The organism is Embleya sp. NPDC008237, from assembly GCF_042956465.1.
Taxonomy (GTDB): Bacteria; Actinomycetota; Actinomycetes; order Streptomycetales; family Streptomycetaceae; genus Embleya.
The window spans coordinates 125739-146340 of the sequence record NZ_JBIBGL010000022.1; the positions used below are offsets into that span (position 1 = coordinate 125739).

Below are 20602 nucleotides of genomic sequence, written 5' to 3' on the forward strand. Positions count from 1 at the left end.
CGGGTGCCGGTCGAGTCGGTGACGTGGTTGCCGAGTGCGGGTATGGCCCGCCGGTTCTGCGGCGGGCCAAACCTCGTTCGGGCTCTATCGATGCCTCTGTTGCTTCCTGTGGCGGCGGTCCCACCACACAACGAACCCCACCGGGACGATCCCCGATGCGACGTCGCGCAACAGCCACGCGTGGAAGCCGAGGGCGGCGTGCAACACGATGAAGACGGGGATGACGATCAGCCCGCCCCAATACCTCTCGAGAAACCTTTTCAGCGCCGACGACCCGCGGCAACTGCCGCCCCGAATACCGGCGTTCGAACGTGGTGCCGTGCGGCACACGGAAGTGCGCGGTTCAGGAGGAAGGTTCGCGGCGTGGTCCGGGAATGGATCGTCGGGGTGGTCGGGTGAGGGTGATCTGGCGTACGAGCTGGTGCAGGCAGGCCGTGGTCGCGACCGCGGGCAGGACGGCGACGACGACGCCCTGGACGGTCATCGGGGCGTGGGTGAGGGAGAGCGCCATGGACAGGCCGGCGAAGGCGGTGACCACGATCCACGAGTGCAGCGCCCGACGGCGGTGGAGACTGGAGCGCAGGATCGACAGCGAGGCCACCACCCACGGCCCCTGGACCAGGACGGGCCACCACCGGGCCGGGCCCGAGGTCGCGCCGGCGGTGTGCCCCAGCGGCGCGAGGGTGATCACCGCGCCTAGCACACCGATCGCGGCGACCACCACGACGCTGACCACCACCATGAGGCGGCTGAGCCGGTCCAGCCGCCGCCCGCCCGTGACCGGACGGACAGGCGTGGGAGGCCGCCGACGATGACCGCCCGGCCCCCGAACCGGGACCGGGACCGGGAGCTCGACGGTGACGGGAACCTCCTCGACCGCACTCCCCAGCAGCCGGGCGAGATCCGCCTCGAACCGCGGGTCCCCCACCACCGCGAACGACGGGGAGAGCCCGTCGGGCGGCACGGCCGCGGCCGATGTCGATGTCGATGTCGCCCACTCCACCACGCCGGGCGACGACGCGGCCCCCGGGGGGAATTGCATGCCGGGCGGGGGATACGGGTCGTATCCATAACCTTCGTACACGGTCCTGACTCATTCGAGGGATCGGGCGCCGAGAGGCGAGTTTGGACGCCGAATACACGTTTCGATGGGGTCGGCGGGTGGCCGGTCCGGGAATTCACGAACGATGATCGTCCAGGACGTCGTCGAGACGGCGCGAGTACTCCGCCGCGATCAGCACCATCGTCAGGGCGAACTGCTCGATGTCCGCGGAACAATGACGCAGTGCGACGCGATGTCCCGCACGCTCGATGTACGCGTGCGGAGACCGTTTACGGAGCGTCGCCGCGCGAGGGGTGAGCACCCAATCCCCCATCGGGAAGGCACGTTGGGCGAGCACGGGAGAAGCTGCGGCGGACGCGGAGGCTCGGAGAGTCACGCCCGGGTAACGACGCTCCCCCTTGAATGGCGCTGGTCCGAAACGGTGAACGACGACTCGGATTCGTGCCTCTTTTCGGCCACTTGTTGAACATTTATGAACACTCACGCGGTGAAACCCGCCTCGCCGAGAACGCGAATCCCGTGCCCGCACAGGGAAGTGACGCCGTTCACCCGAGGTGCTCTTTACCCACGCAATGAACAACGCACGAATCGGCAAAGATTACGGAGCGGCCGTCCACCCCCGGCCCGCCCTCCGACCCGCCCGTACTCGCCGGACACCCTGCAACCCCGCGGACCCTGCGCCGCGCGGCCCGCGAACGGCCGCGATGCCCGGTCCACCGTCCGGCACGGTACCCGGCCACGCACCCGACGCCCCCCAACAACGACCCACCGCATCGAGCGACCCACCGAGCACACGGGGCACGGGGCACGGGGCGACACCGGTGACGCCCACCGATCACCGTTTCGTACGGCGAGAACGCGACCGGCGCGACCGGAGTTCACCACAACGGGTGACCCATGAACCCTCCGACGCCGGGCAGAAACCCCTCGGGCGCGGCGCCGGGTCCTCGGGGAAGAAAGACCCGGCCCGCGCCCCCTCACACCAACCGCCACCACGCCGCCTGGAAGCGTCCGGGTCGGTGTCGAGGGTGCGAAGGTCCGGTGTCCGCGCGGGGCGGCGGCGCGGTCCGCGGTCCACCGCGCGGCGTTGCCCATCCGGTCGTACCGCAACCTCCACGGTCGTCACGACCCCGACGAGCAGCCTTTGCGGCAAGCGCGCTGCCCTCCTGGCCGGTCAATGTGCGGACTTTGGCCGGCTCTGCCACCACGCACCGAAACCGAATCGGAGGGGTCTCCACATCCGACGCGCCCACAGCTCCCACCGTCACGAGCGATCCGATGAACCATCCCGGTCTGGGAGTATTCGCTGCTCTCGGTGGATATTCTGCGTCCCACCGGTGCGCCTGGACGGGGTGCCGAATAGAATCGGCTTCCATGTCGAACCCTGACGAACTGCTCGTGAACGTCTCCGCCATGGTGGAGTCCGGGCAAAGCAATCAGATGTCGTTGACCGTGGTGGTCGGCGGAGCCGTCATCACCGGCCGTTTGGCCCCGGAAGCCGTGTGGCGGGAGCGTGTGTCGGAGGTCCTGAGGAACTCGGACCACCTCGGTCCGTTCTCCGATGTCTTCGCGGTGGACCGGACACCGGGCCGACCCGATCGCGGCACCGCGCCCACGCACCTGCACTTCCATCTTGCCCGGGTCCTGCAGGGCAGCCTCGGGATCCCCGAGACGGGCGGAATGTATCGCGTCGCGATCGAGGACATCAGCGCCTGGAGCGTTGGTGATGTCAGCTATTCCGACCAGTGAGGTGCGCCGTACCTGACCCGCGCCCGTCGTGGTCGGCAGGGCGAGGCCTGAAGGGCGGGGGTCCCGGCCGCGATCCGGGCGGACCGTGTGCGCGCGTCGTGGATGTCAGCCTCGGAATGGTCGAGGACGAGGGCGATTCGCGCAGCGCCCAGGTGTAGTCGTCCTGGATGTCGGCCTTGTGCGCGGTGCACACCGGAGCGGTCGAGCGATGGCAACGCCCGCCCGGCGACAACAAGGCCGCTCCCTGCCCCGGGGCGCGGTGGCGGTCGGCCCCCGCCCCGGGTGTCAGGGAATCAGTTCCTGCGGACCACGCTGTGGGTCGAGGCGCCTTGGGTGGCGTCCGTCGGGGGGAGCTTGGATCCGGCGTTCGGCGTGGAGTTCACGCGCGAAGACGGGGCCGCACCTGGTGCCCCTTCGTTTCCTCGACCCGTCTCGGCCAGACGAGCCGGCGGACAACGGAGGATCGGCCCGGGTCACGGTGGTGAGTCGACGGTCACCGGGCATATCTGCGGATGCGGTAGCGCAGCCCGGACGTCGAGAACTGCCAGCCCTTGTCCTCGGCGACTTTCCACGTCGAGTCCGGTGTCGGGGCGTAGGTGTCGCCGTCCACCGTGGATTCGACTTCGGTCACCGAAAGCATCGTGGCGTATTCCAGGGTGGCACCATAAATCTCCCCGCCACCGATCACCCATGCGGCACCGGGGACGCCCGGTTCCGACGGCTCGGCAGCGAGTGCCAGAGCGTCGGTGACGGACCCGGCGCGTTCCGCGCCCTCGGCCACCCATCGCGGATTGCGAGTCACCACGATGTTGCGTCTGCCGGGCAGCGGCCGAAATCGCGAAGGCAGCGAGTCCCACGTCTTGCGCCCCATCACCACTGGATGGCCCAGGGTGGTCGCCTTGAAATGGGCCAGGTCCTCGGGCAGTCGCCACGGAATCGCGTTGTCCGCGCCGATGACGCCGTCGAGAGTCTGCGCCCAGATGAGCCCGACGTTCACACCGCGACCGGGGCTTTGATGGCCTGGTGGTGCCGGTAGTCGAGCATCTCCACATCGGCGTAGGCGTAGTCGAAGAGCGAGTCGGCTCGGCGCAGGCGCAACTCGGGAAACTCGAACGGGGTGCGGGAGAGCTGCTCGGTCACCTGCTCGACGTGATTGTCGTAGATGTGGCAGTCGCCGCCGGTCCAGATGAAGTCGCCCGCCTCGAGGTCGACCTGCTGCGCCACCATGTGCGTGAGCAGGGCATAGCCGGCGATGTTGAAAGGAACGCCGAGGAACAGGTCCGCGCTGCGCTGGTACAGCTGGCAGGAGAGCTTGCCGTCGGCGACGTGGAACTGGAAGAAGGCGTGACACGGCGCGAGTGCCATATTGGTCAGCTCGGCCACGTTCCAGGCGGAGACGATCATCCGGCGGGAGTCGGGGTCGCGGCGCAGAGTGTCGAGAACATCGCCGATCTGGTCGATGTGCCTGCCGTCCGGGGTGGGCCAGGAGCGCCACTGTGCGCCGTACACCGGGCCGAGGTCGCCGTTCGCATCGGCCCATTCGTCCCAGATGGTGACGCCGTGCTCACGCAGCCAGCCGACGTTGGAGTCGCCGCGCAGGAACCACAGGAGTTCGTACACGATGGACCTGAGATGCACCTTTTTGGTGGTGACCAGCGGGAACCCCCGCGAGAGGTCGTAGCGCAGTTGGTGCCCGAAGACACTTCGCGTCCCGGTGCCCGTCCGGTCGGCTTTGGCCGTCCCGGAGGTGAGCACCAGTCGCAGTAGGTCTTCGTACTGGGTGTCCGCCACGGCAGTCGAGTCTACCGGCCCGCCCCGGCCCACTCGACGGCAGTGCATCCCCCGCACGCCGGGACACCGGTGGGCCTACCGCACCACAGCGAACGCCACGACGCATCGGACACCGGCGGCCCGCCTCGGCTGCATGTACGGCGGCGGTTGCTCGGGGTCCTACCACGTCGGTTGGGGCGGAGGCAGCCTCCGGCCGGCCGGTGGGTCAGCCGGAGTCGAGCCACACGAGGATGCCGTTTCCGCATTCGGTGGGCAGGGGGCAGGTCGGCCGGGAGGTCCTTTGGGCCGCCAACGCGCTTGGTTCGGCGTCCGGGCTCTTGGACCGCAGGCTAGCGGGCGGGAGGAATCCGTCGGTCGTCGTCCGCGGACCGCCGCATGGCCCCGATGGTTGTGGGGTGTTGCCCGCTGCCCGAGGCGGGCGCGGACATCGGGCGCGGTTCGGTCATGGGCGGGCCGGGCGGAATCGGGGGCGGGAGCGGGAGAGGTGGCAGGGGGTTGCGGGCGTGGGCGATGGCGGCGTCCAGTGCGCGCCGGGCGAAGGCGCTCAGCCGTACGACGCGGTCCGGGGCGTGGGCCGCGGGCCACAGTTGGACGAGGTAGCGCTCGCCTGCCGGGTCGCCGGCGCTGCCGTCGTATTCCAGGTCCCGTCCGTGGGCGTGGACCCGGACCCGGAAGGTGGCCGCCCCGTCGGCGCCGAGGGGTAGGCGCACGGAGGGGACATCGCAGATCTCCACGACGTGGAAGTCGTCGGTGTGCACGGTCAGCGAGGACTCCGCGACGTCCTCCCAACCGTCCGCTGGTGTGCCCGAGTCCGTGTCGTGGACCTCCACCGTCAACGGCATCCGCCCACACGTCGCCAGTCCGGTGCTCAAGCGGACCTCGTCGTCCCGGGCCTGGACGAGACCGGTGGTGTTCCCGGAATACGGCCAGTCCCAGGCAAACCTCTCCCCCGCGACCAGGTGCAGCGAGTGGTTGTCGACGAACAGGAGACCACGCGCGGAATCAACGACGGAAATCGCACCCACCCCCCGGGGAACGTCCTCCACACCGGAACCCGGAACCCCGGAACTCGGAGCCCGGAACTCGGAACCCGGCACGGGAAACCGAACCCGCACGCTACGCCGCCGCACCGACGACCGCCAGGAGCACCGACCCCACGAGCGCGACCCGACGGTGGAACTCGACCATCGTCCGTCGTTCCGGAGTGGCATCGCCGGTGGAATCGCCCCGCTCGGACGCGTCCGAATCCATCCGTTCCCGACCCCGCCCAGCCCCGGCCCCGGACACACGCCGGTCACAGGATCACGCGCCGCCGGTGGACCCGCCCGCGTTGCCGGGGCCTGCACCGCCTGAGTTCACATTGGTGACGATCGCGGCAACGTGAGCCGATCCGGAGCGCGAAGGGCTCGCCGGAGGCTTGGGCAATCGCACGTGCGATGTCTCCAACACAACGGGGACGCCGACTCCCGATAGCAGGGCATCCAGGTCTTGCTTCATTTGCCGCGCGTCCGGGGACTCCGGGCCGGAATAGACGTGCACAACGTGGTCATCGCCGATCACAATCGCCACCGACACCATTCCGCCGGCCGGCCGCGGGTCGCCGCCCACGTCGGTCTCGATGATGGTCTCGTGCAGAAGTATTCGCGCCAGGTCGGCGATCGGCAGCCATGGACCGGGCCGACGGGCGCGCACGAAGCGGAACCGGGCCGGGGCCTGCGTCGGGGCAAACCGAACCCGGCGGACACGACGCAGCTCCTTGGCCGCGACGAACGGACAGGTGATCAGGGAGGCGGCTGCCGCGGACAGACCGGCCACGGAAAGCGCCTCGGCGGAGCCGGCGCCGAAGCCGACCATCAACCAGAAGATCATGCATCCGGCGCCGCCGAACAGAATGGGCACCCACGCCACAGCGGCAAGTGCGATGAGCACCGCCTGGCCGTCCGAACCGCCCTTCTCGCGGAAGACAAGGTCGGTCGTGCCGGCGTCAGGGCCGGGCCGCACCAACTCACCGGGAGACATGCATCCAGCGTAGACCCGGCCGCCGACAGACAGAAGACAACGAACAAACCACAACTTCCTTACTCGCACGCCACGTTGACGCATCACAAAGGCGCGGGATCGGACATGATCACAACACGCCCTTGCCCGGCGGCCCAGCCTCGACCGCGAGGCCTGTAGGCAGCGCAACACGTCGAACCAGTCATCACCGGTACAAGCAGCACCGGCCCGATACCGCTACGGCAAGCGCGGCTACGTCTCCCTCGGCACCGCCGCAGTACCGGCCTCGCTACCTGGCAGCGAACATGACCGGCCGGCAAATCCTGGATGAAGGAGGGCGGGCGCCGGGGCCATCCGATGGTCGGAGCGCCGGTAGGACTCGTCTCTCGGTTCTCGGTCGTATCGAGCAGGTCCGCCTGTGTGGCAATGATCGAGAATGCGCCTCCTGCGGTGTCCGGTCCCGGAGCGCCGCCGGTTGGGAAACCGGCAACCACATCCCCGCCCGGTGTGGTGGCCGACGCCAGGACCACTCAGAGTGTCTCGAGGCCCAGCCCGTACAGGATCAGCATGCAGTCGCTCCTGTTCAGCCACGCCGTGTGCCGCAGATCGCCCAGCTGCACGTCCTGCGCGCGCAAGGTGTCCACCAGCGTCCGGGCCGCGCGCACGGCGTCCCTGGGGTGGGGGTGTGGGAAGTCGAGGACGTGGAAGTCGGCCTCGGGGCCGGGCCGCCAGCCCAGGCCCGCGAGTGTGGACGGGCTCAGCACCGCGGTGCTCGCCTCCAGGTGCAGCAGCCGACCGTTGCAGATCAACTGCACCACGTTCGGATTGTCCTCGTCCGTCTCCGGCCGCATCACCAGGACCAGTTCGTCGTCCAGTCGGCCCATGTCCCACACCATCGCCGACAACGTCTCCTCCAGCCCCAGGACGAACTCCTCCCAGGTCTGGGCCTGTTGATCGCCCGGTATGAACACGTCCTCCATTCCCACACGGTCGAGCCCGAGAGCCTGCCACACCCCGAGCTCGGCGACCGCGTCGTCGCGTTCGCTCCACCTGGAGACCTGGTACTCGTGGTTCTCGACCACCGCCGCCGACAACAGCGCCAACCGCACGTCTTCCGAGCTCCATTCGAGCTCCAGGAGGGTCTCCTCGCGGCGCCAACGCAACACCGGGCCGCCGACAGCGACACCCACACCCACCGAGAGATCGTCACCCACTCGGTCACATTTCGCCGCGGTATGACAATCAAGGAACGGGTCACGGTGACGCTTCCCGCAGACCTGCCGGCCACTGCCAAAACCGCGTCGGCGGGAAACCTGTCCGCCTACGTCGAACGCGCGCTGCCCGCCGAAGCCTGCGCGAGGCGGGCGAGCGGGCCGAAGCGATCGAGGCCTGGCACGGCCGGCACGCCGAGGACGTCGAAGAACTCGCGGACGTGTTCGGCGATGACCTCTACCGCCCCGGCCCGGCAACCGCTCTGCAAGCGCCGCTGCTTCGGCCTCGGACCGACGAACATCCGGGTGTCACGGGACTGTGTTTGTTGATGATGGTGCTCGTCTTGGCGTGGGCCGTGCTGGTGTCCTGGGACCGCGCGGTCCGGCACGGTCCGGCGCGGGAAACGCGGCGCGGCGCGATCGGCTCGGCAGCGTTGAAGGCGACCGCGATCGCGGCCGCCGCCGTGCTCGCGCCGGCCCCGATGATCCGGCTGTGGCGTTCGATGGGTTGCCCGTGGCTCGGACCGACCGACGAACGGATCGAGCGGGAAATGAGCTCCGTGCACGAGCGGATGACGTTGTCGCTCGTGCACGCCGCAGCCGCCCTGCTGATGCTGATCGTGGTGACGCTGACGACCCGCCGCCGCGAACGATACTGAGATTTTCGGTCAGCGGTAACGACGGGGCCGGTTGCGGGCGTATGCCGGTGTCATGCGGCATCCCGACGGGGGGCGGCCCGACCCGCGAACCGCTCGTGCACATCCGCAACAACGGCGCCGGGGGTCCAGGGCTTTCGTGCGTGCGGCGCGGGCGCGCGGCGTGCTGCCCTCCTGCGGTTCGGTAGAGTCCGAGCGTGGCTGTGTTCCTCGTCTTCCTCCGCCGCTCCGGTCCCCGCTGGGATCCGTCCCGCCCGATGCAGGAGCAGTCCGACTGGCCCGCCCACGCGTCCTTCATGGACGAGTTGGTGGAGTCGGGTGCCGTCGTGTTGGGCGGACCACTCGCCGACGAGCATCGCGTGGTGCTCGTCGTCGAGGCCGAATCGCAGGACACCGTCCGTGCCATGCTCGCGCGTGATCCGTGGAGCGAGACGCACCTTCGAGTGGACAGCGTCGAACCGTGGACGATCCGCCTCGACGGTCGGCGCGCCTAGAGTCCACCTGTGGCTCAGGGGTGGTGTGTGATCCCCGGGAACACGCACACGGCGGGCCTGAAGGTGAACCGGGCATCGAAACGGTCCCAGACATCGGAGTATTCGGTACCGGACAGACAACGCAGGCGTTCGGCGACCATCAGGCAAACCTGTCGCCCCCTGGCCCAACCGCCGTTGGTACCGGTGACCCGGCCGGTCACCGTCCCCGCCGTCGAAGTCGTGAGGACGGCGGTCGCACGAGGTGGCCCCTTCGCCCTGCGAATGCGGGACCCCGCACGAGGAGGCTGCCGCAGGTGTGCGTGGCGCGGGTGTGCGTGGCGCGCTACTGCGGCTGGACGGCGAAGACGAACACCGCGAGGTGGGTGGCGACCACTGCGAAACGCTCGCCGATCGGCGTCGGTAGGTAGGTCGCGTCGAAGCCCTGCGCCAGAACCTGCTTGGTGCGCACGTCGACGGCGATGGGGGTCCGAGTGTTCATCGTGTCCTGATCGGCCCGGATCCCGTAGAGCACGCCGCCGACGACGCTCTCGGCGCTGAGCGGGTGTTCGTCTGCGGCCTGCTGCCACAACGTACGGCCCGACGACGGCTCCCAGACGGTGCTCCGGGAGTTCGTACCGCCGCTGCCCAGCACCGCCACCGCGCCGGTCGCGTCGGTGAGGACGGTCGACGCTCCCTCGGGACTGGTGGGCCCGGTGGCCACCAGGCGACCGGTGGCCCGATCGTGGAGACTCACCACCGCGGCCTGGCCGTAGGGCTTCGTGTCCCACGCGATGGCGATCCTGCCGTCGACGGAGCCGAGGATGTCCGGCAGCGAGCCGGTGTCGTACGCCTTCGGGTCGGCGCCGGCCGGCTTGTCCACCGTGTCGGTGGCCCACAGCCGCGCACCGGAGGCCGCGTCATGGGCGACGATCCGGCGCGGGGCGAGCGTGCCGGTGCCCGTGCGCTCGATCGTGAACACCGTTCCGTTCACCAGAAGCGGCACCTCGCCACTGCCGACCACCGAGGCGCGACGCCCGCTCCCGACTGCGAAACTGCAATCCTTCGCGCAGGTGAACACCTGCCCCGATCCCATGTCGCCCGCACGCAGCACGGTCACACTCCCGCCCGGGCGGCTGTCGGTGGTCCGGATCAGCCAACCGTCCTCGATGGCGGCGCCATTGGTGTTCTCCCTTCCCAGGAAGGGCAGTTCGGTCCGCCCGAGCGGCTCGCCGCGCTCGTCGTAGGCGTCGACCGACCACGAACGCTTTTCGGCGCTCAGTCCGTCCGACGGCACAACGCGCTGTTCCCGCACGACGATCGCCGGTTTGCCCCACCACGTTTCACCGCTGACCCGGCCGTCGGTGGTGAAGCTTTTGCGCACGTGTCCGGTGGCGGCGTCCCGCAACTCCACCGTCGTCCGTGCGCCGTTCGCGGTGGCGACAACGACCGCCGTACCCACCGGAAAGACGTTCGGCTTCTCACCGCCCGCCCCCTGCGGCGTCGCGAGCGACCACACCGGGCTCGCCTGGAGCCCCGGGAGCGCGGGGCCCGAATAGGACGGCCCCTTCCCGGCGTTCGGGCCACTCGCCGGCCCGGGGGGTCTCTTCGAAGCGGAGGAACCCGACCCATCCGACGAAGTACATCCGGACAGCCACATCGGACCCCCGAGTCCGAGCACCCCCGCCGCGACGATACCGACGATTCTCCGACGCATGACGTTCCCCCGAACTCGCCCGACACTGATCGGCGCGAGGATAGGGCATCGCCCGGCGAGGCTTCGGACGGAGTCGGCCCGCGCCGAGCCCCGCTTGCGGAAGCCGCGGTGCGGGAGCGAAGGGTGCATGGCAGCCCGAACGTACGGTGCCAAGTCCTCACACGGACCGCCAGGCGGCCACTCTCGCCCGCACTTCCGCACCTCCGCACCTCCGCACCTCCGCACCGGAGGGACCTGACGGGAAGCAATCCGTCGGTGTTCCCAGTAGTCGCGTTCCGCCAATCGAACCCACAGGTCGGGGGGTCCGACGACCGCCCGCGCTTCGGTCGGGCGCAGTCCCGCGAAGGCGAAGGTGAAGGCCACCGCGTTGTACCGGTAGAGGTAGGCGACCAAGACCTCCTCGGGGGTGTCGTCCTCGTACGGTCCGCCGCCCGGATGCAGGTCCCAGCCCTCGATGGCTCCGTCGCGTGCGATCGCGCCCTGGTTGCCGCTCTTGGGGTTGGCGTAGAGGCCGTAGCAGACGGTTCCCACGGACAACCGGGTCAGCACGCCCGGCATCTGCGGCTTCTCCCGGTCCGCAATGGTGCGGTAAGCGCTGACCCGATGGCCCTTGGCCACGGTTCCTGCTGGTTCGGAATTTGCTGCTCGCAAGCATGCTCGGATCCATGGCCGGCACGCTGTGGGTCGGCGAGCCGGCGGAGACGGCGTCGAGGTCGGACGGCTTCGATCCTCAGCTTCCGCTTCGACTCGACCGGCCCAGGCCCGACACACCGGCTGGGGCTGTGATCGCATTGGTCTCGGGTGAGCGTCGGAGGGCGAGGGCGAGGCCGGCCATCGTCGTGATCGCCATCGCGGCGACGCCGACCAGCGCTGCGGTCGTGTAGGCGTCGTCGTTCGGGAAGAGGTGGCCCGTGGGGGTGCCGGCGGCCAGGATCAGACCGCCGATGGCGCTGCCCAGGGAGTACCCGACGCTGCGGACGACGTAGTTGAAACTCATGGCGCTCGACGTCTCGCGCTTGGGGGTGACGGCCAGGATGACGCCGGGCATGGCGGCCGAGAAGCTGCCGACGCCGAAGCCCAGCACGCCCATGGCCGCGAGCAGTTCGGCCAGGTTGGACCGGGTGGTGGCGAACAGGAGGAACCCGCCGCCGACGATGGCGGCGCTGCCGGCCAGGACCAGCGGGCCGTCGATCCGTTCGCGGACCCGCGGCGTGAGCTTGCCGGCGACGTACCCCAGCACGGAGAACGGGATGAGGACCAACCCCGCCACGAAGGTGGTCAGTCCGAAGCCGTAGCCGGCGCTGTGCGGCGTCTGCGCGTAGCGGGTGATGAGCGTGAGCAGGAGGTACATGCCGCTCCCGCCGACGAACATGGCGATGTTCGCCCCGGCGACCGCCGGGTGCCGTACCGCCCGGATGTCGATCAGGGGCTTCCTGGTTCGCAGTTCGGCAACGGTCCAGGCGCAGAGCAGGAGTACGGCGGCGACGGCAAGAGTCACCGCCACGGCGAGGTGTCGGCTCCACAGGCTCCTCTCGCCGGCCAGGAACAGGACGAGGAGCAGTCCACCCGCCAGGAGGAGCGCACCGGCGACGTTCACGTGAGCGGAGCGGCCTTCCGGAGCTGCGGGTATGGAGCGCCACGCGGTCACGAAGGCGATGGCGGTGACGAGCAGGCCGAGGCCGTAGGCGGCCCGCAGTCCGCCGAACTCGGCGAGCAGCGCGGCCAGCGGGTAGCCGACGCCGGCTCCGATGATGGAGACCACCGAGATCAGGGCGATCGTGGCCGCGCTGCGCTCCTCGGGAAGATGGTCGCGGGCCACGCCCATCATCAGCGCCGTGAGACCGAGTCCGACGCCTTGGGCCGCTCTGCCCACGAGCAGCCAGGCGAACGGCAGCGGCAGCACGGTGAGCGCGCTGCCGACGACGACGATCGCCAGCGTGGTGAGAATCGTGGCCCGCCGGTGCGGACCGGCTCCGAGCCGGCCGAGGACGGGTGTGGCGACGGCGCCGCTGAGCAGGGCGATGGTCAGCGTCCACTGCGCGCTGTCGAGGGAGACGTGGAACGTGGTTGCCACACTGGTGATGAGCGGCGTCCCGAGGCTGCCGACCGCCGCCACGACCAGGGCGATGAACATCAGGGCGGGGACCAGCAGACGTGCCTCGGAACGCGCGGTGCTCACAGGCTGGTCACGAGCCTGGGCCGCGGTCACCGGTCCGACGCCTCTCGGGCCTGGCTTTCGAGCTCCGCCAGATGCAGCAGCGCCGGAAGGGCTGCTGCCAAGGCCTCGACCTCGTCACCGGTGAGTTCGTCGATCAACCGCGCGTACGCGTCGACGCCCGCCTGGCGTCGCGTCCGGACGTACGACGCGCCGGCCTCGGTCAGGCACACCAGCGTGACCCGCTTGTCGGACGGATCGCCCTTCCGCTCGACCAGCCCGGCTTCCTCCATCACCCGGACCAGGACGGTCATCGCGGGCTGGGTGACGCCCTCGGCCAGCGCCAGATCGGTGATCCGTCGCGGGCCGGTCTTGTCCAGGGTGGCCAAGGTGGCGGCGGACGTCAGGCTCATGTCGCGGGGAAGGCGTCTCACGGCCCTGGTGGCCAGACCGTAGAGGGCTGACCCGATGGCATCGGAAGCGCCGTGCGCGGCGTCTCGGCGACTCACGCCCGAAGCATAGCAGTTTTATATGAATCCTTTATGCATCTCTCGATCAGGGTTCGGCGGCCACCACGCGCGGGAGCTTGCTGACGTGCGGCAGCGAGTCGCGCGCCGCGGTCCCCGACACCGCTCGTAACCGCCCTTCCGCAGAAAACCCGGTCGTGGCACGTCTCATGTCCGTGCACGACATCCCCCGCCCTCATGCCCAAGGTGTTCATCCGGCGTCCGGAGGCTCCTGCTCGCCGTCGCCGTCGGAATCGACGTCCTCCCTGATCGGGACACGCGCCGCCCCGTCCGCTGCGACGGCCTCGGCGGCCGCCGGCCGGCCCGGGAACGTCGCGGCGATGACGATCTCGGCTCTCGCGATCGGGACTCCTTCGCCGGCGGGGCGCGGCCGGGGACCGGGGGCCGGAACCGGCGGTGCGAGGCCCATGCCAGGGGGACGCCGTGCGGTGGGGGGAGCGACGGGAGGCATGGCTGATGGGCGGGTCCGGGGCGGGGCCTTGGGGGCCTTCGGGGCCTTGAGGTCGGGCGCCGAAGCGGTGGGCTGTGCTTCGGCTGCCGGGGTCGGCTCGCCCGACGCGGTGTCGTCGGGCACGTCCCGGGTGAGCAGGGGGAAGGGAAAGGGCGGCGGGGGCGACTCGGCCGGCGCGGGTGGTACGACACCGAGCCCGGGCCAGGTGTCGCGGACCTCGTCCAGGAAGGCCCGGTGGTCGGTGCCATGGGTCACCGCGGCGGCGTACAGGGCGTCCAGGGCGGCCTGCAGGGAGTCCGGCTCGGCGGCGCCGAGCAACGCCGGCAGTGCGCAAGCCTGTTGGAGCGCGTTGTGGGTGGTCCCGTCCGGGAGGGTGATCGTGGTGCATGGAACATTCGGGTCCTCGAGCAGGCGCCGCCACGCTACGTCCGGCTCGTCGAACGGCGCGGGGAGCGGCGCGCCCATATCGAGCGCCGCCAACGCCGGGGCGATCCAGTCGACGCCGTCGAGCCCCGCCAGAGCATGGGCGCGGTGCGCCGCCCAGCGCGCGATCTCGCGTTGCGTCCCGTCGTCGACCCGCGCGATCGCGTGGACCAGATGCACGTCGAGCATGCGCATACCGTGCACGTTCCCGCCCACCCGCCGCAGCCGCTCGGTCGGCAACCGGTCAGCCCACATGCGGAGTTCGTACTTCCGGACGGTTTCCGCGTACGCGCGGGCCTCTTCCTCGCGGGCCGCGCACGCTGCCGCGGCCCGTTCGTGGGGCGTCGGGGGCGGTGGCCGGTCCCGGGCGACCTGGTTCCAATAGGCCGCCTGGTCGCTGGTCTGCCGCACCACGCGGTCCGGTTCCGCGGGCGCGGGCCAGAACTGCAGCAGGTAGCGGTCGACCGGCGGCTCGCCGTCGAACACCACGCCGTGGGCGGTGGCCTCGTCCATCCCCACCGCGCAGTAACGCACCCGATGGTCGACCGGATCGAGTTCGAACTCGCACGCGATTCCGCCCTCCCACTGCGCGAGCCACACGGTGCGGGTCTGTGGGGTGAACGACGCCTCGACCACGTCCTCCCACCGCTCGTCCACCGCAGGTGGGGTTTCGTGGACCTCGATGGTCAGCCCGACGTGGCCGGTGTGCATGCCGGTGGTCAGGAACAGATACCCCTCCACGGCGGCGCCGCACAGGCCGTTGACCTGCCCCGCCTGGTGGTCGTCCCGGATCGACACGCAGTTGGCGCGGCTGTCGACGTACATCTGCGTGTACTGCACGTGCACCGAACCCTCGAACACCGTCCGCACGAACACTCACCCCCCGAACGTCACCGGCCCCCGCGTCCTCGACCCGGGCCACCAGGCGTCATGCTGCCGCACGGCACGGACAACACGACTCCGGGAAAGTCCGCCCACAGCCGATGAGTTCACGGCACGGCAATGTACGACACCGCATGTCCGGCGGAGAGCCTCCGATCACGACGCCGCCGCCAACACCGGACCGACCCGCTTCACGGCGTACCCACCTCCTCGAAGGATCGTTCGACACGCCGGCAACTCGCGCCAAGTGGTCACGACACATGCGCTGCGCTTCCTCGTCGTCGGCGAGGCCGGCGCAGCGCCCGCCGCGGCGGGGCAGCGCGAGTTCCGCCCGGTGCGGGGCAGGGTCGGAGCGGCGGCCGGTGCCATCCGGTTCGAGCAGGCCCGGACATGGTTGGAGGTCGCGTCGTTGTTCGCCCGGGCGGCCGACCCGACGCCAAGGCATGGGACGCATCCTGATCAACCGCGCACCGCACGACGGACGACGGACGACGGACGACGGACGACGAACCCGACTACACGTGGACCACCGGCAGCCAGTCCCCTGAAAGACGCCGGGCTTGCAGAATGCCCACGAACTCGCCTTCCTCGTCGTGCCGCGCGTGCACGGGCGGATCGGCATCGATGTCGAGCGGCTCGTGCGCGTTCGCGTTCCGACCGTCGAACGCGATGCGGTGCCGCGTCCTGCCGGTCCGTGGAGGTGCCACGCAGGGTTGTCCGTCGCCGCCACCCGATACGCCGCCCAGAACGCGGCTCCGTCGCGGTTGCGGCCGTACCGCATGAGACGTCGCTCAGTAGTACCGGCGGTGCCATCGCCCGGTGGCGAGGTCGAGTTCGGAGTATGCGGCCTCTCCCGGTGTCTCCGTCACGTAGACGCGGCCCTCGCCCTCGGCGATCGACCACGCGGCGATGTCGTCGCGAAGCGTGTTCGGGCCCTGGGCGGTCAGTTCCACGACGCCGCCCTTCCCCGCGGCGCAGAACAACCGTCCCTCGACGAACGCCACGCCGATCGCGGCGACTCGGTCGCGTACGGCCACCGAGAAGCCGCGCCGTGCGGACCCGCGGAGTACGCGGCCGCCGCGCGATCTGCCGGTGACGTACACGTCGCCGTCGGCGTCGAAGGCGATGCCCGCCAGCAGGTCGGCCGCGTCGGGTCCGTCCGGATCGGCGATCCGCGTCCACGCGGTCCCGTCGAAGTGCAGCAGGGTGCTGTTGTGGCCGGCGGCATACACGTCGTTCGCCGCGCGGCCGAGGATGGCACCGATCGGTGCGCCGATACCCGGGTGGAACTGCGACCAGTGGCGGCCGTTCCAGTGGTAGAGCACGCCGCCGAAGGTTGCGATGTGTACGTCGTCGTCCGAAGTCCCCCAAACGGCCGCCGGGTTCGGCCGACCGCGGTTGTGCGCCTGTGCGGGCAGCGCGGTGTGACGCCAGGTCACACCGCCTTCGGGCGTGTCGAACTCGAGGTCCGGCGGCGCGGTGTCCGTCCAGGGAACAGGTGCGCTCGTCCAGACCAGACCGGTGCTGCTCGTCGCCCACACATGCCCCTGCGGCGAACACCACAGCTCGCGGAGCGTGTCGTTGGTCGCGAGGATGTTCTCGGCCGCCTCGTCGCTGCCGACGGGCCGCCGAAAGACGTACCCCACCGCGTTGCCCGAGTCACCGGGGGCGTACGCGATCAACAGGAAGTGCACCACGCCGCCGCCCTCGTGGACGACCACGATGTCCTCCACGAACTCGCGCGAAGCCTCCTCCGAGGACCCGTGCGACCCCCCACCCGAACTCCCGCCTTCCAAGACGGCGGCGGCATCCCCCGGCTCGTTCATCGCAGCGCTTCCTCCGGCTCGGTCCGGTGCGGACGATCACGGCCCACATCGCCGAACCGCTCAACCGGGAGAACAGGCCATCACCAGGACCGATCCTAGTGCCGCGTCCGGCAACGTTTGCCCCGTCGCGGTGTTCGGTGCGGTGCATCGGTGTCGCGCCGGAACGTTCTCGTACCGGAGTACTCGGACGTTTCGGCGGGGCGGCGAGGTGCCGTGCCGGGCGCCGTGGCGGGGCAAACGTTGCCGGACGCGGCACTAGAACGGCCCGACGACAACCCATCCCTCACACCGCGCGGCCGACCGTGTTCGGCCCGATTGAGGTGGTCAGCGCGTCAGGGTTGGGGCTGGCCTGATGGGACGCGGCACCCACCCGTGCCTGGCCTGACGCAACATCGGAAGTCCCGCAGCGTTCTCACCGGTTCCGTGGGCGGCGGTCGAACGCGCGGCCGGGGGTGGGAGCGTGGTGGTCACGTTGGTGGGCGGGTGACCTCGACGCCCGGTCGTCTCGCGGGTGGGCGAAGCTTCGTCATTCGCATCGGGAGGTAGGGGGCAAGCCGAGTGCCTCTCGGTACGGGGCGGCCAACAGGCGTACGCGCGGGTTTCACGGCTGGAGCATGTCTCCTTGGGGTGGCCCCCGCAGCAGAGTCGTCCTGCCGTGCGAAGCTGCACGCCATGGCGCCTGCGACAGTCCGTGGACTTGCCCTCCCAGCCCACTTGACCTCTCTCTCTGGACGAACCCCCATCTGTGCCAGTGGCGGGTCGTAGCACCCACCTTCTCGGCGTTCACCGCGAGATTGGGCCTGTAGATCCCGGGGCCATCTTGGTCTACATGCCCGGATACGGAAGTGCGGCCGGGCCCACTCGCCGGATCCGGTTCCGCCGCTTGGTCGAGCCGGTCAATGGCGTCTGTGTTCGGTTTCGGGTTCGACCGCGCGGTCGCATGCCGCGATCTGCTCCCGGCAGGGGCGCAGCAGGAGTTCCGTGGTGGCCTCCGGGCCGTCGGCGCGGCCCGTGATGTGCAGGTGGGATTCACGCAGCCGGTCGGCGCCTTGGCCTCGGCATTCCTCGTGGAGCGCAGCGCGTCGTCGCCCGGCCCGGTCCAGGCGGACGACGATCTCCTCCCGGTCGACCAGGTCCTCCGCGGCCCCAGTCCAACATTCGGTCGGGGTCGGGTCGGGCACACCGCATTCCTCGACACCCGCGGGGTGGTCGACGAGTACCTCGGTCGCGAACTCCATGGGGATGCCGCCGTGTTCAACGGCCCTCCCCCACACCTGCTTCGGTGTTGCCGTCGACCACCCGCGGCGCGCCCAACGCCGCCCGCATCCCGTGCGGAGCATGGATCACCACCGGGACACCGTCTGCGGCGTCGGCCACCGCCCGGCGATGCCGAGGTCCGGTTCGGACATCGACACACAACGGCCACCACACCCCCGCACGGACCGCCAACGACGCAGCCGCATGGTGCGGTGAACGCGCCGGCCGGACCGGCGCGGCACATCGAGCGGCCTTCACGGGCGCCTCGCTCCGCAGGGCGGTCACCTACTGCGGCGCCTTGGTGTCAGGCACGGACGGAGGTAACGGGGCGAGGTGGCTGCTCGGCCGGGATACATAGCATGTATGGATGCTCGATCTTCGCCAATTCCAGGTGCTCCGCGCCGTTGCCTCGAGTGGTTCGTTGGCCGGCGCGGCCCGCGAGCTGCACTACGGACAGCCGACCATCAGCTACCATCTCGCGGCGCTGGAGGCGCACTTGGGGGTCAAGCTGGTGGAGCGCGGCCCCACCGGGGCGGTCCTGACCGATGTCGGCACGATGGTCCTGGAGCATGCGGGCGCCGTGCTCGACCGGATCGACGCGGTCGAAGCGGATGTCGAGGCCCGGGCGAAGCACGGCGTGTCGACGCTGCGCATCGGTGCCTTCCACTCCGCGGCCTCGCGGTTGCTTCCCCAGGCCGTACGGGACGCCGCGATCGGTTCGGACGTGCGGATCGAGTTGATCGAGGCCGAGCCACTCGATCTGGTCGCACGTGTACGAGCCGGGTCGCTGCACTGCGCCGTGATCTACGACGTCGGTGGAGCCGGGGCACGATACGGCGCGGACATGCGGGCCGAGACCTTGTTCGACGATCCGTACCGGGTGCTGCTCCCCGCATCGCACCCCCAGGCCCGGGCGGCGGGTCCGGTGGACATCGAACTGCTGGCCGACGACGGGTGGATCGTCTCTCGCGGCTCGTACGATCCCAGCGACCAGACTCTTTTCGCGACCTGCCAGTCCCTGGGGTTCCGACCCCGGACGGTGCTCAGGACCGACGATTACGGTGTGGTCCACGGCTTCGTCGCAGCCGGCACCGCCGTCGCGCTCGTACCCGAACTCGCTTTGGAGGCGGGGTACGACGTCGTCGCCCGCCCTGCCGTACAGGTCTTGGGCTCGCGCAGCGTCCGGTTTCTCGCCCCTCAAGGCACCCAGCCGGCTCTGGTGGGTCGGTTGCGAGAGGAACTGCACCGCGCGGCGGCGATCCGGAAGATGCCCTGACGGAACCGCACCACCCGGCGCGCGCCGCCCAACCCCCGGGCAGGCCTCGCGCGTCACTCGGGCAGGCGTCGCGCAACACCCATGCAGGCACGGAGCCGCAACACCCGGGCAGGCCGCGCGCAGCTTCCATAGACCATATGGAGCGTCGTCGAAAGCTCGTCCATACCTGTACCAGCCGCAAGGCTGTGAGGATTTGAGCCTGCGCGATGGGCGCGCGGCGGCGGCCGGGCAGACCCGGCGAAAAACGTGATGTGGGTGGGTCCGGTGCAGCCGCCACGGCAGGCGGATCGTTCGCCGCGCACCGGACCTGCTCACCGAGCGCCCGCATCGCGCCACACCGCGACAGGTCGGCCCGGCGGCCCGTTCCGCACGATGCAAAGGACTTCCCCGATGACCCGCTACGGCGCAATGTACGGCCCCGACGTCACATTCCTGGGCGTCCCGCCGTGCGATCTGGACGAACACTCGACGTGGGATGACGCCCAGGTGGTCATCCTCGGCGCGCCCTACGACGGCGGCACCTCGTACCGCTCGGGCGCCCGGTTCGGGCCCAAGGCCATCCGGCAGGCCTGCTACCTCGAACACGAGGGCAGCCGGCCCTCCCTCGCACTGGGTGTGGACGGACTTCTCGACCTGCGCGTCAAGGACGCCGGCGACGTCATGATGTTCAGCGGCAACGCGCAAGAGGCACACGCCGCGTTGGAACAGGCGGTGCACACCGTCTCGGCCGCCGGCAGGATTCCCCTCGTACTCGGCGGCGACCACTCCATCGCCCTCCCGAACGTCACCGGTGTCGCACGTGCGGTCGGATGGGGCCGGGTCTCGGTCGTCCACTTCGACGCCCACGCCGACACCGGCGACATCTGCCACGGTTCCCTCGTCGCCCACGGCCAGCCGATGCGCCGCCTCCTCGAATCGGGCGCGGCCCGCGGCGACCGTTTCCTGCAATTGGGCCTGCGCGGCTACTGGCCCGGCCCGGAGACTCTGGAGTGGATGGCCGAACAGGGCATGCGCTCGTACGAGATGACCGAGATCGTCGAACGTGGTCTGGAGGTCTGCCTCGCCGAGGCGTCACGCACCGCGCTGGACGACTGCGACGGCGTCCATCTCTCGGTGGACGTCGATGTCGTCGACCCCGGTATGGCCCCCG

Annotated in this window: 19 protein-coding genes; 5 read left to right on the forward strand and 14 right to left on the reverse strand. The window is 70.2% G+C overall.

Annotated features, from left to right (window positions below; genetic code table 11):
- Window positions 1-343: 343 nt before the first annotated feature.
- Window positions 344-1084 (reverse strand): DUF2637 domain-containing protein, encoded by a 741-nt coding sequence (locus ACFZBU_RS41300; protein ID WP_391588928.1) that lies wholly within the window; start codon window positions 1082-1084, stop codon window positions 344-346.
- Window positions 1085-1178: 94 nt separating this feature from the next.
- Window positions 1179-1376: a hypothetical protein gene (locus ACFZBU_RS41305; RefSeq protein ID WP_391588929.1), complete on the reverse strand. Its 198-nt coding sequence runs from the start codon at window positions 1374-1376 to the stop codon at window positions 1179-1181.
- Window positions 1377-2437: 1061 nt separating this feature from the next.
- Between ACFZBU_RS41305 and ACFZBU_RS41310 the strand changes: the two genes are divergently transcribed.
- A complete protein-coding gene (locus ACFZBU_RS41310) occupies window positions 2438-2812 on the forward strand; it encodes a hypothetical protein (protein WP_391588930.1) in 375 nt (124 codons plus the stop codon).
- A gap of 493 nt (window positions 2813-3305) precedes the next feature.
- Here ACFZBU_RS41310 and ACFZBU_RS41315 read toward each other — a convergent pair whose 3' ends face one another.
- The 6 genes from ACFZBU_RS41315 to ACFZBU_RS41340 form a co-directional block, all read right to left on the reverse strand.
- A complete protein-coding gene (locus tag ACFZBU_RS41315; protein WP_391588931.1) occupies window positions 3306-3809 on the reverse strand; it encodes a dihydrofolate reductase in 504 nt (167 codons plus the stop codon).
- On the reverse strand, window positions 3806-4603 hold the full coding sequence (locus tag ACFZBU_RS41320) for a thymidylate synthase (RefSeq protein WP_391588932.1): 798 nt from the start codon (window positions 4601-4603) through the stop codon (window positions 3806-3808). The genes ACFZBU_RS41315 and ACFZBU_RS41320 overlap by 4 nt, the downstream gene beginning before the upstream one ends.
- Window positions 4604-4932: 329 nt before the next feature.
- Complete coding sequence (locus ACFZBU_RS41325; RefSeq protein ID WP_391588933.1) at window positions 4933-5628, reverse strand: hypothetical protein; 696 nt, start codon at window positions 5626-5628, stop codon at window positions 4933-4935.
- A gap of 277 nt (window positions 5629-5905) precedes the next feature.
- A complete protein-coding gene (locus ACFZBU_RS41330) occupies window positions 5906-6622 on the reverse strand; it encodes a hypothetical protein (protein ID WP_391588934.1) in 717 nt (238 codons plus the stop codon).
- Window positions 6623-7131: 509 nt separating this feature from the next.
- Window positions 7132-7797 (reverse strand): hypothetical protein, encoded by a 666-nt coding sequence (locus tag ACFZBU_RS41335; RefSeq protein ID WP_391588935.1) that lies wholly within the window; start codon window positions 7795-7797, stop codon window positions 7132-7134.
- 125 nt (window positions 7798-7922) lie between these two features.
- Window positions 7923-8114: a hypothetical protein gene (locus tag ACFZBU_RS41340; RefSeq protein ID WP_391588936.1), complete on the reverse strand. Its 192-nt coding sequence runs from the start codon at window positions 8112-8114 to the stop codon at window positions 7923-7925.
- A gap of 27 nt (window positions 8115-8141) precedes the next feature.
- Here ACFZBU_RS41340 and ACFZBU_RS41345 point away from each other — a divergent pair, with 27 nt between their 5' ends.
- Both ACFZBU_RS41345 and ACFZBU_RS41350 read left to right on the forward strand, forming a co-directional pair.
- A complete protein-coding gene (locus ACFZBU_RS41345; protein WP_391588937.1) occupies window positions 8142-8471 on the forward strand; it encodes a hypothetical protein in 330 nt (109 codons plus the stop codon).
- 194 nt (window positions 8472-8665) lie between these two features.
- A complete protein-coding gene (locus ACFZBU_RS41350; RefSeq protein WP_391588938.1) occupies window positions 8666-8962 on the forward strand; it encodes a YciI family protein in 297 nt (98 codons plus the stop codon).
- Between the two features lie 322 nt (window positions 8963-9284).
- On the opposite strand, the gene ACFZBU_RS41355 is transcribed toward ACFZBU_RS41350, so the two are convergent.
- From ACFZBU_RS41355 to ACFZBU_RS41380, 6 genes are all read right to left on the reverse strand, one after another.
- Entirely contained in the window at window positions 9285-10400 is a 1116-nt protein-coding gene (locus ACFZBU_RS41355) for a hypothetical protein (protein WP_391588939.1), read from the reverse strand.
- 985 nt (window positions 10401-11385) lie between these two features.
- Window positions 11386-12834 carry an MFS transporter gene (locus tag ACFZBU_RS41360; RefSeq protein WP_391588940.1) on the reverse strand — a complete coding sequence of 483 codons (1449 nt, stop codon included), beginning with the start codon at window positions 12832-12834 and terminating at the stop codon, window positions 11386-11388.
- Between the two features lie 26 nt (window positions 12835-12860).
- Complete coding sequence (locus ACFZBU_RS41365) at window positions 12861-13319, reverse strand: MarR family winged helix-turn-helix transcriptional regulator (RefSeq protein WP_391588941.1); 459 nt, start codon at window positions 13317-13319, stop codon at window positions 12861-12863.
- A 208-nt stretch (window positions 13320-13527) separates the two neighbouring features.
- The gene (locus tag ACFZBU_RS41370) at window positions 13528-15081 is read right to left on the reverse strand and encodes a hypothetical protein (protein ID WP_391588942.1); all 1554 of its coding nucleotides are present in this window, start codon (window positions 15079-15081) and stop codon (window positions 13528-13530) included.
- 803 nt (window positions 15082-15884) lie between these two features.
- Window positions 15885-16919, reverse strand: coding sequence for a WD40/YVTN/BNR-like repeat-containing protein (locus tag ACFZBU_RS41375; RefSeq protein ID WP_391588943.1), 1035 nt, complete (start codon window positions 16917-16919; stop codon window positions 15885-15887).
- 896 nt (window positions 16920-17815) lie between these two features.
- Window positions 17816-18157 carry a hypothetical protein gene (locus ACFZBU_RS41380; protein WP_391588944.1) on the reverse strand — a complete coding sequence of 114 codons (342 nt, stop codon included), beginning with the start codon at window positions 18155-18157 and terminating at the stop codon, window positions 17816-17818.
- Window positions 18158-18543: 386 nt separating this feature from the next.
- Between ACFZBU_RS41380 and ACFZBU_RS41385 the strand changes: the two genes are divergently transcribed.
- Together ACFZBU_RS41385 and ACFZBU_RS41390 are read left to right on the forward strand one after the other, a co-directional pair.
- A complete protein-coding gene (locus tag ACFZBU_RS41385) occupies window positions 18544-19452 on the forward strand; it encodes a LysR family transcriptional regulator (protein WP_391588945.1) in 909 nt (302 codons plus the stop codon).
- Between the two features lie 390 nt (window positions 19453-19842).
- The coding region (locus ACFZBU_RS41390) for an agmatinase family protein (protein ID WP_391588946.1) at window positions 19843-20602 on the forward strand (760 nt) is incomplete at its 3' end.

Bases quoted from the DNA above. Each gene is read 5' to 3' on its own strand.
- ACFZBU_RS41305 (WP_391588929.1), bottom strand. From the start codon at position 1,376: ATGGGGGATTGGGTGCTCACCCCTCGCGCGGCGACGCTCCGTAAACGG.
- ACFZBU_RS41310 (WP_391588930.1), top strand. From the start codon at position 2,438: ATGTCGAACCCTGACGAACTGCTCGTGAACGTCTCCGCCATGGTGGAG.
- ACFZBU_RS41330 (WP_391588934.1), bottom strand. From the start codon at position 6,622: ATGTCTCCCGGTGAGTTGGTGCGGCCCGGCCCTGACGCCGGCACGACC.
- ACFZBU_RS41340 (WP_391588936.1), bottom strand. From the start codon at position 8,114: ATGTTCGTCGGTCCGAGGCCGAAGCAGCGGCGCTTGCAGAGCGGTTGC.
- ACFZBU_RS41345 (WP_391588937.1), top strand. From the start codon at position 8,142: ATGATGGTGCTCGTCTTGGCGTGGGCCGTGCTGGTGTCCTGGGACCGC.
- ACFZBU_RS41375 (WP_391588943.1), bottom strand. From the start codon at position 16,919: ATGAACGAGCCGGGGGATGCCGCCGCCGTCTTGGAAGGCGGGAGTTCG.
- ACFZBU_RS41380 (WP_391588944.1), bottom strand. From the start codon at position 18,157: ATGGAGTTCGCGACCGAGGTACTCGTCGACCACCCCGCGGGTGTCGAG.
- ACFZBU_RS41385 (WP_391588945.1), top strand. From the start codon at position 18,544: ATGCTCGATCTTCGCCAATTCCAGGTGCTCCGCGCCGTTGCCTCGAGT.